Source organism: Streptomyces sp. NPDC001027, assembly GCF_040299045.1.
Taxonomy (GTDB): Bacteria; Actinomycetota; Actinomycetes; order Streptomycetales; family Streptomycetaceae; genus Streptomyces.
Map to the genome: position 1 here is coordinate 1 of NZ_JBEPBI010000269.1, position 9,988 is coordinate 9,988.

The 9,988-nt window shown below is 73.7% G+C and carries 7 protein-coding genes; 4 read left to right on the forward strand and 3 right to left on the reverse strand.

All coding sequences use genetic code 11. The features are described from left to right. Positions 1–681 (reverse strand): hypothetical protein (locus ABT300_RS37360; protein ID WP_351685711.1); only part of this gene is annotated, 681 nt, incomplete at its 3' end. A 600-nt stretch (positions 682–1,281) separates the two neighbouring features. Between ABT300_RS37360 and ABT300_RS37365 the strand changes: the two genes are divergently transcribed. Genes ABT300_RS37365 through meaB form a run of 3 tightly spaced genes read left to right on the forward strand, consistent with a single transcriptional unit; the run spans position 1,282 to position 6,283 of the window. Then, positions 1,282–3,093, forward strand: a complete 1,812-nt coding sequence (locus tag ABT300_RS37365; RefSeq protein WP_351685713.1) for a methylmalonyl-CoA mutase family protein — start codon at positions 1,282–1,284, stop codon at positions 3,091–3,093. Next, complete coding sequence (gene scpA, locus ABT300_RS37370) at positions 3,093–5,267, forward strand: methylmalonyl-CoA mutase (protein WP_351685716.1); 2,175 nt, start codon at positions 3,093–3,095, stop codon at positions 5,265–5,267. The genes ABT300_RS37365 and scpA overlap by 1 nt, the downstream gene beginning before the upstream one ends. A gap of 5 nt (positions 5,268–5,272) precedes the next feature. Continuing rightward, positions 5,273–6,283, forward strand: coding sequence for a methylmalonyl Co-A mutase-associated GTPase MeaB (gene meaB, locus ABT300_RS37375; protein WP_351685719.1), 1,011 nt, complete (start codon positions 5,273–5,275; stop codon positions 6,281–6,283). Between the two features lies 1 nt (position 6,284). Here the strand turns inward: meaB and ABT300_RS37380 are convergent, their stop codons facing one another. Further along, the gene (locus ABT300_RS37380; protein WP_351685722.1) at positions 6,285–6,674 is read right to left on the reverse strand and encodes a cupin domain-containing protein; all 390 of its coding nucleotides are present in this window, start codon (positions 6,672–6,674) and stop codon (positions 6,285–6,287) included. A gap of 111 nt (positions 6,675–6,785) precedes the next feature. Beyond that, entirely contained in the window at positions 6,786–8,909 is a 2,124-nt protein-coding gene (locus ABT300_RS37385) for a glycoside hydrolase family 36 protein (protein WP_351685725.1), read from the reverse strand. A 186-nt stretch (positions 8,910–9,095) separates the two neighbouring features. Here ABT300_RS37385 and ABT300_RS37390 point away from each other — a divergent pair. Then, positions 9,096–9,988: LacI family DNA-binding transcriptional regulator (locus ABT300_RS37390; RefSeq protein WP_351685728.1), on the forward strand; the 893-nt coding region annotated here is incomplete at its 3' end.

Genomic DNA, 9,988 nt, shown 5'->3' on the forward strand with positions numbered 1-9,988 from the left:
GTCCGGCCGGACGAGGACCTCGGCCCCGACCGGGGTGAAGCCGGCGGCGAGGAACGTCCGCAGCGAGCGCGCGTTGCCCGGGGCGACGGCGGCGAAGACCGGCTCGCCCTCCCGGACCAGCGTGAGCGCGTCGCCGAGCAGCGACCTGCCGCGCCCACGGCGGCCCCCGTCGTCGGGTGCGTGCAGCTCGATGCTCAGTTCCGTGCGGCCGGCGAGCCCCGCCGCCAGAGTGACCAGCCCCCGGTCGTCGCCGAAGACCCGGACTCCGGCGCGCAGCCGACGGGCGTACCGCACCCGGGGATGGGAGTCCGCCTCATGGAGCGGCTGCAACCGGGCGGTCCCGCCGCAACCGCGGCGGACGAGCACGGCGTCGATCGACCCGATCCATCCCGTGGGCCCGGCGAGGGCGCGCAGGAAGTCCGGGCCCATCGAGCCGCCGAACCCGTCGGGGCGCAGGGCGTGGACCGCCGGCGCGGACAGCGCGGTGGCGACGACGGCGTGACCGGTGAAGGCGACCGACGTCTCCAGTGGGCCGGTCGGGGCGGGCAGGGCGGGCAGCACCGTGACGGCGCCGTCGGCGGGCGGGAAACGTCCGTCCGCGGCGTCGAGGAAGTACGCGAGCAGCGGATGCGGCGCCCCGGGCACGGGAGCCGGGGGCGGGGCCGCGCTGCGGGTCGTCACGTCGAACGCCTCTCTGCCGACGAAGGAGGGCACGCCGATTCGACCACGGCGACGCCCCACGCCCAAGAGCCGACCGACGCACACCGCCGGCCCGGCCGCCCAGTGGCCGATCCAGCCGACGGCGCCCGAGGCTGGGGCGCGGACGACCTGCGCGTCCGGCAACGCCGCCGGGCCGCCCGGACGGTGACGACTCATCAGGAGGGCGGCGCGTGACGACGGCCGGGGACCCGAGACGCCCTGACCGGACCGGCTCAGGCACGGCCCACCCCGTAGCGCACGGGTCCGGGCTTGTGCGGTGGCGGGCAGGACCGAGCGGCGCCGAGGGGCGGAGCGGGCGCCTCCGCCAGTGCGGCGGTGGGCCGCGGCTAAAGCCCCGGTGGCGCGCCGTCGTCGCCGCGCCGCGCGCCCGGCGCGCGAGCCGTGGTCGCGCCGCCGGCCGACTTCGGCCGTTCCGCCTGGTCAAGGCCGGTGCGCGGGCTGCTCGCGCTCTGCTCGCGGCGTCGAGTCCCGGTGGAGAGGACCAGGTCACAGCCGTGGCGAGGGAAAGGTCACAGCGAAGCCCTCTGCTGCTCCTTCGTGTCTTGGGCCTAGCATCCGAGCATGACGGTCCTGCCTGACGACGGGCTCCAGCTGGCCGGCGAGTTCCCTGACGCCACCCACGAGCAGTGGCAGCGCCTCATCGCAGGCGTGCTGCGCAAGTCGGGCAAGGACGTCGAGGGCGACGAGGCCGAGGAAGCCCTGTCCACCGCACTCGAGGACGGGTTGCGCACCCGGCCCCTCTACACCTCGCGCGACGCCGCGCCCGAGCACGGTCACCCCGGTTTCGCGCCCTTCGTGCGCGGCAGCCGGCCCGAGGGCAACGCCGTCGGGGGCTGGGACGTGCGGCAGCGGCACACGGTCGACGACAACCACGCCGTGCTCGCGGATCTGGAGAACGGCGTCACCTCGCTGTGGCTGGTGACCGGCGACGGCGGCATCCCGGTGTCGTCCCTCGGCCGGGTCCTGGACGGCGTGCTCCTCGACCTGGCGCCGGTCGTGCTCGACCCGGGCGACCAGATCGAGCCCGCCGCACGGGAGTTGCTGCGGCTGTTCGAGGAACGGGGCGTCACGAAGGGCGCGGCCCGCGGCAGTCTCGGCGCCGATCCCCTGGGCCACGAGGCCCGCACCGGGCAGGCGGTCCCGTTCGCAGCGGTGGCCGAGCTCGCGGCGCTGTGCGCGCGGGAGTATCCGAAGCTGCGGGCGCTGACCGTGGACGCGCTGCCCTACCACGAGGCAGGCGGTTCCGCCGCGCAGGAACTGGGCGTTTCACTGGCCACCGGCGTCGGCTACCTGCGGGAGCTGACCGAGGCCGGGCTGAGCGTCGAACAGGCCTTCGGGCAGCTGGAGTTCCGCTACTCGGCGACCGCCGACCAGTTCCTCACGATCGCCAAGCTGCGGGCGGCCCGCCGGCTGTGGGCCCGGATCGCCGAGGTGTCCGAGGCGCCGGGCGCCGGCGCGCAGATCCAGCATGCGGTGACCTCGCCGGTGATGATGTCGCGCCGCGACCCGTGGGTGAACATGCTGCGCACCACCATCGCCACGCTCGCCGCCGGGGCGGGCGGAGCGGACTCCGTCACCGTGCTGTCCTTCGACGACGCGCTCGGCCTGCCCGACGCGTTCGCGCGGCGCATCGCGCGCAACACCTCCACGATCCTGATCGAGGAGTCGCATCTGTCCCGGGTCATCGACCCGGCGGGCGGCTCCTGGTACGTGGAGCGGCTGACGGACGAACTGGCCCACGCGGGCTGGGAGTTCTTCCAGGGGATCGAGCGCAGCGGCGGTCAGGCGGCCGCCCTGCGCTCGGGCCGCCTGGCGAAGGACCTCGCCGACACCTGGCAGGCGCGCAGCGGCCGGCTCGCCAAGCGGCGCGAACCCATCACCGGGGTCAGCGAGTTCCCGTCCCTCGCGGAGAAGCCGGTGGTGCGCGAGAGCGCGCCCGAACCGCGCTCCGGCGGTCTGCCGCGAGTGCGTCGCGACGAGGCGTTCGAGGCGCTGCGGGCACGCTCGGACGCCCACCTCGCGGCGACCGGCTCCCGGCCGCGGATCTATCTGGCGGCGCTCGGTCCGGCCGCCGCGCACACCGCCCGGCTGACCTTCGCCGCGAACCTGTTCCAGGCCGGCGGCGTCGAACCCGTCACCGAGGGCTCGTTCGAGGACAGCGGCGCCACGGAGGTCTGCCTGTGCTCGAGTGACGCCCTGTACGAGGAGCAGGCGGAGACGGAGGCCGCCCGGCTGCGGGCCGCCGGCGCCTCGCACGTGTTCCTCGCCGGACGCCCCGGGCAGTACCCCGGGGTCGACGCGTACGTCTTCGCGGGCTGCGACGCCGTCGCCGTGCTGTCCGCCACCCTTGACCGCATGGGAGCTGTGTCCTGATGGCAATTCCCGACTTCTCCGGGATCGAACTGGGGACCCCGGCCGCCGACGCCGGCGCCGACGACTGGCGCACGGCCGTCAAGAGGGCGGCGGGCGGGGACGACCTGCTGTGGGAGACCCCCGAGGGCATCACGGTCAAACCGCTGTACACCGGTCAGGACCTGGAGGGCCTGGACTTCCTCGGCACCTACCCGGGCGCCGCCCCGTACCTGCGCGGCCCGTACCCGACGATGTACGTCAACCAGCCGTGGACGATCCGCCAGTACGCCGGCTTCTCCACCGCCGAGGAGTCCAACGCCTTCTACCGCCGCAACCTCGCGGCCGGTCAGAAGGGCCTGTCGGTCGCCTTCGACCTGCCGACGCACCGCGGGTACGACAGCGACCACCCGCGGGTGACCGGTGACGTCGGCATGGCCGGTGTGGCGATCGACTCGATCTACGACATGCGGCAGCTCTTCGACGGCATTCCGCTGGACAAGATGACCGTCTCCATGACGATGAACGGCGCCGTGCTGCCGGTGCTGGCGCTCTACATCGTCGCCGCCGAGGAACAGGGCGTGCCGCCCGAGAAGCTGGCCGGGACCATCCAGAACGACATCCTCAAGGAGTTCATGGTCCGCAACACCTACATCTATCCGCCGAAGCCGTCGATGCGGATCATCTCCGACATCTTCGCCTACACCTCGCAGCGGATGCCGCGCTACAACTCCATCTCCATCTCCGGCTACCACATCCAGGAGGCGGGCGCGACGGCCGACCTGGAGCTGGCCTACACGCTCGCGGACGGCGTGGAGTACATCCGGGCGGGCCGTGAAGCGGGGCTGGACGTCGACGCGTTCGCGCCGCGGCTGTCCTTCTTCTGGGCGATCGGCATGAACTTCTTCATGGAGGTCGCCAAGCTGCGGGCGGCGCGCCTGCTGTGGGCGAAGCTGGTGAAGCAGTTCGACCCGCAGAACAGCAAGTCGCTGTCGCTGCGCACCCATTCGCAGACCTCCGGCTGGTCGCTGACCGCGCAGGACGTCTTCAACAACGTCACGCGCACCTGCGTCGAGGCGATGGCGGCGACCCAGGGCCACACGCAGTCGCTGCACACCAACGCCCTCGACGAGGCGCTCGCGCTGCCGACCGACTTCTCCGCGCGCATCGCCCGCAACACGCAGCTGCTGATCCAGCAGGAGTCCGACACCACGCGGGTGATCGACCCGTGGGGCGGCAGCGCCTACGTGGAGCGGCTGACGTACGACCTCGCGCGCCGGGCCTGGCAGCACATCGAGGAGGTCGAGGCCGCGGGCGGCATGGCCAAGGCCATCGACGCCGGCATCCCCAAGCTGCGCATCGAGGAGGCGGCGGCCCGCACGCAGGCCCGTATCGACTCCGGACGCCAGCCGGTGATCGGCGTCAACAAGTACCGCGTCGACAGCGACGAGCAGATCGACGTCCTCAAGGTCGACAACTCCTCCGTGCGCGCCCAGCAGATCGAGAAGCTGCGGCGGCTGCGCGAGGAGCGGGACGACGCCGCGTGCCGGGCCGCCCTGGACGCGCTGACCCGGGCCGCGGGCGGCGAGGGCAACCTGCTGGAGCTGGCCGTGGACGCGGCTCGCGCGAAGGCCACCGTCGGTGAGATCTCCGACGCCCTGGAGAAGGTGTACGGCCGGCACGCGAGCCAGATCCGTACGATCTCCGGCGTGTACCGCAACGAAGCAGGGGAGTCGCCGTCCGTGGACCGCACCCGCGGCCTCGTGTCCGCGTTCGAGGAGGCCGAGGGACGGCGGCCGCGCATCCTGGTCGCCAAGATGGGCCAGGACGGGCACGACCGCGGCCAGAAGGTGATCGCCACCGCCTTCGCCGACCTCGGCTTCGACGTCGACGTCGGCCCGCTGTTCCAGACCCCGGGCGAGGTGGCCCGGCAGGCCGTCGAGGCCGACGTGCACATCGTCGGGGTGTCGTCGCTGGCCGCAGGACACCTGACCCTGGTGCCGGCGCTGCGCGAGCAGCTCGCCGAGGAAGGACGCGAGGACATCATGATCGTCGTAGGCGGGGTCATCCCGCCGCAGGACGTGCCCACGCTCCTGGAGATGGGCGCGGCCGCCGTCTTCCCGCCCGGCACGGTCATCCCGGACGCCGCGTACGACCTGGTGAAGCGGCTGTCGGACGACCTCGGGCACGGCCTCTGACGCCCATGGCCATCGACCTGGACACGTATGTGAAGGGTGTACTCGACGGGAAGCGTGCGATCGTCGCGCGCGCCATCACCCTCGTCGAGTCCACCCGGCCCCAGCACCGGGCGCTGGCGCAGGAGCTGCTGACCGAGCTGCTCCCGCACAGCGGCAGGGCGCGCAGGATCGGCGTCAGCGGAGTGCCCGGGGTGGGCAAGTCGACGTTCATCGACGCGTTCGGCACGCTGCTGACCTCGCAGGGCCACCGGGTGGCGGTGCTCGCCGTCGACCCGTCGTCCAGCCGCACCGGGGGCTCGATCCTGGGCGACAAGACCCGGATGGAACGTCTCGCGGTGGATCCGGCGGCGTTCATCCGCCCCTCCCCCACCGCGGGCACCCTCGGCGGGGTCGCCAAGGCCACGCGGGAGTCGATCGTGGTCATGGAGGCGGCCGGCTACGACGTGGTCCTCGTCGAGACGGTCGGCGTCGGCCAGTCCGAGACCGCGGTCGCGGGCATGGTCGACTCCTTCCTGCTGCTCACCCTCGCCCGCACCGGCGACCAGCTGCAGGGCATCAAGAAGGGCGTCCTGGAGCTGGCCGACGTCATCGCCGTCAACAAGGCGGACGGCCCGCACGAGCGCGACGCCCGCGCCGCCGCCCGTGAACTGGCGGGCGCGCTGCGACTGATGCACGGCAAGGACGCCGCGTGGGCGCCGCCCGTGCTGAGCTGCAGCGCCCGGGAGTCGTCGGGACTGGACACCGTCTGGGAGCGGCTGGAACAGCACCGCACGGTGCTCGACTCCACCGGGCGTCTGGCCGCGAAACGGCGCGAGCAGCAGGTCGACTGGACCTGGACCATGGTCCGCGACGAACTCCTCGGCCGGCTGCACGCCGACCCCGCGGTGCGCACGCTCGCCCCGCTCCTCGAAGCGCAGGTCAGGGACGGCGGGCTGACGGCGACGCTGGCCGCCGAGCGCATCCTCGCGGCGTTCGCGGAAGGGGACGGCCCGGGCGGCGGGGCGGTGAGCGGCTGATTCAGCCGCGGTCCTGCGGGCCGTCGTCGGTCGTGGCCCGGTAGCCCGCGACCGACGGCCAGCGAACCGTCAGGACGACCGACTCCTCCTCCGCGTACCAGGAGTGGTCGACGCCCTTGCCCCACACGATGTAGTCGCCCTGCTCCGCCAGCACGACGCTGCGCCCGGGCAGCTCGACCCGGAAACGGCCGCTGACGAGCACCAGCAGGGCGGTGCGCACCTCACCGCTCACCCATCGCACCCGCTCGTCGCCCCGCGGATGGACGCCCCACTTGATCTCCACGTCCGCGCTGTGCCGGGGGTCGTCGGCGTCCTTGAAGTGGCCCAGCAGCCAGCCGTGGTCCAGCGCCGCGTCCTTGCCGGCGTTGCCCACGTACACGTTGTCGCTCATGCGTCCGCAACGTAGCAGCCGCGACCGCGCCCCGCCGACCCGCCCCGGACCGCCCGGCCCCGGCAGGCGGGACACGCGGGGCCCATGGCGCAGGTGACACGTGCCGTGTCGTCACCCGCTCCGCTCGGCGCGGGCGGTGTCCCATCGCAGCAGCACGGCGGTGTCGGGTCGGGGCAGGCGGACGGTGAGGATCCCCGCGTCGGCGTCCCATCGGGCGGTGGCGTCGGACGGGCCCGGGAACAGGATGTCCGGCGCCAGGCGGGCGCCCCGCAGGTGGGGCAGGGACAGCGCGCGCCGGTCACCGCCGGGGCCGCGGCGCCACACCGTCAGGAACGTGGACTCCCCGCCCCGCAGCCCGTGGGCGAGCCAGGCGTCCTCCCACGCGGGCAGCCCGAGCGGCCAGAAGGGGTGGGCGCCGACGATGTGCGGCCGGATGTCCTTGTACACCGCGATCGCCGAGCGCACGAGGGCGAACCGCTCGTCGTCCATGCGGTCGAGGAACCCCGAGAGATGGACCCGGCCGAGGAGCGCGCCGACGAGGGTGAAGGCGATCTCGTCGAGATCGTGCTCCGGCTGGGGGTAGGCCCAGACGGCCGCCTGCTCGGGTGCGGCGGCGGTGGCGGCCGCGGCGGCGATCGGCGGATAGCGCAGCAGGTCCTGCTGGTCGCTGGTGGACTGCAGCTGCGTCACCGCCAGTTGCGCGTAGTCCATGCGCAGGCCGCCAGATCCGCAGTTCTCCAGGACGAGACGGGGGTGCCGGTCGAGCAGCGCGGCCATCCAGTCGAGGTGGGCGCGGTGGTGCCCGAGCAGTCCGGCGCCGGCGCTCTCGGGGCCGTCTCCGGCGCCGCTCTCCGTGCCCGGGCCGATGTTGACGTTGTAGTCGAGCTTCAGGTAGCCGACGCCCCATTCGCCGACGAGCCGGTCGACCACCCGGTCGAGATGGGCGCGGGCGGCCGGGTGGCGCAGGTCCAGGTGGTGCCGTCCGTGTTCGGTGACGCGCAGCCCGCCGCGCTGGAAGAACGCCTCGGGCGGCAGTGTCCGGGCCAGCGGGCTGCGCACGCCGACGACCTCGGGCTCCAGCCACAGCCCCGGCGTCATACCGCGCTGCCGGATGGCGTCCAGGACCTCCGAGATGCCGCCGGGGAAGCGGTTGCGGGCGGGTTCCCAGGCGCCGACGGCGTCCCACCAGCCCTGGGCGTCGTCGTCGTACCAGCCCGCGTCCACGACGAAGACCTCCGCGCCGGCGTCGGCCGCGGACGCGATCAGGGGCAGCAGTCTCTGCGTGCTGGGGTCGCCCATGAGCGTGTTCATGTAGTCGTTGTAGATCACCGGGAGCGCGCGGTGGTCGGGGTGGTCGCGGCGGATGCCGCGGCGGTGGTCCGTGAGGATCCCGAAGGCGGCGTCCAGGCCCCCGCTCATCGTCCGGACGAGGACGGCGGGCACGGTGTGGAAGTCCTGACCCGGCGCGAGGGTGCAGTGCCACTGGTGGTGGGCGTCGTCGGGGCCGAACAGCGCGACGTAGGCCGCCCCTTCGCGTTCACCGGTCTCGAACCGCCAGCCCGCGCTGGACTCGATCTGCCACAGCCACGCCTGTCCGTCCCGGTCGGTGAGGCCCGCGACGGGGAGGTGCCGGCCGGTGGACCAACTGCCCTGCGAGTACCGCTCGAAGCAGCCGCGGCCCTCGTGGCCGTGGGCGGACCGGCTCAGCGGGACGACCCGGTCCCGGTAGGGGGCCTGGCGCCAGCGGCACTCGGCGAGCCAGTCGTTGTCGGCCCAGTGCAGGGTGAGACCGTCGAGCGTGCCGTCGGCGTCGGCGATGCCGCCGAGGGTCAGCGTGGTCACGCTCTCCAGCCGGATCGGGGCCGCGCCCTCGTTGACCAGGCGCACCCGGGCCCGCAGGAACCCGGCGCCGGGAACCGCCCCGCCGCCCGCCTCCAGGGTGACATGGGCGGCGAGGCCGGTCACGGGGTCCGCCAGCCGGATCGTGGTGCGCTCCCGGCCGCCCTCGTGGACCGTCTCATGGCCGCGGTAGGCCAGGCGCTCTCCCACGGACGTCTCGATGAAGCGCTCGCCCGACCACCGGCGTCCATGGCCGGTTGCCGTCACCTCGACGAGGGGCACCAGGCAGGCCCGGTCCTGACCGGGTCCGCCCAGTCGCACCGATCCCCCGGCGTCCACCACGGCGTGCAGTCCCAGTTCCGGACGGGACCAGATAAGGGACCTCTCGTCTGTCACGACGGCTGTGGTCAAAGCAATTTCCCCTTCCGGGACGGTTCGGTCCTGCGGTGGCTCTCGTGGGCGCTGAACTGGGGATTCACGCTCGGGCGGCGACGGTTCCGCCGAGTCGGCCGGGGTGAGCGACGAGTGAATCCCTTGTTTCCCTCTCTTGACGCCCCCGTTGTGACCGCTCACAATCCTCGCATGTCAGTGACCGGTCACACAAGCTTCGGCGGCCGCGCCGATCGCCCTCCGGGGCAGCAGAGGGCCGCCAGCATTCGCGACGTCGCCCGGGCGGCGGACGTGTCCTACCAGACCGTCTCGAGGGTCATCAACAGCCACCCGAGCGTGCGGGAGGAGACACGCAGGCGGGTGCAGGAAGCCATCGACGCCCTGGGCTTCAGGCGCAACGCCACCGCGTTCGCGCTGGCCAGGGGCGTCACCAGGTCGGTCACCGTCCTCACGTCGGACACCCTCCTGCACGGCTACGCGGCCACCCTGCAGGGCCTGGAGGAGGCGTCACGGTCGGCGGGCTTCACGCTCGGCGTGCGGCTGCTGACCCCCGAGGACGACCCGGACCAGACGATCGCCGCGGCCGCCGACACCGGCGGCGGGCTGGTCGTGATCGGATACGACCGCCTCGGCGCCGCCGCGCTGGACCGCGTACCGGCGCAGGTGCCCTGTGCGGCGGTGGTCGAGGCGCCGCCGGCGGGCCGGACGCCCGGCCGCCCGGCGGTGTGGGCGGACGACCGCGCCGCGGCCCGTGCCGCCACCGAGCACCTGCTGGCGCTCGGACACACGACGGTGCACTATGTGGCGATTCCCGCCTCGACCGGAACCCGGCGCTCGGCGGGACCTCGCGCCGAAGGCTGGCGTCAGGCCCTCGACGCGGCCGGCGTCGCCGTCCCCGCGCCGTCCGGCCGGGGCTGGGACGCCCAGGCCGGACACGAGGCCGGGCGCAGGCTCGCCCGGAACCGGGAGGTCACCGCGATCCTGTGCGGCAACGACGACCTGGCCCTCGGCGTCCTGCGCGCGCTGCACCACGCGGGACGACGGGTTCCCGAGGACGTCAGCGTCATCGGCTTCGACGACGCCCC

Bases quoted from the DNA above. Each gene is read 5' to 3' on its own strand.
- ABT300_RS37365 (WP_351685713.1), top strand. From the start codon at position 1,282: ATGACGGTCCTGCCTGACGACGGGCTCCAGCTGGCCGGCGAGTTCCCT.
- ABT300_RS37380 (WP_351685722.1), bottom strand. From the start codon at position 6,674: ATGAGCGACAACGTGTACGTGGGCAACGCCGGCAAGGACGCGGCGCTG.
- meaB (WP_351685719.1), top strand. From the start codon at position 5,273: ATGGCCATCGACCTGGACACGTATGTGAAGGGTGTACTCGACGGGAAG.
- scpA (WP_351685716.1), top strand. From the start codon at position 3,093: ATGGCAATTCCCGACTTCTCCGGGATCGAACTGGGGACCCCGGCCGCC.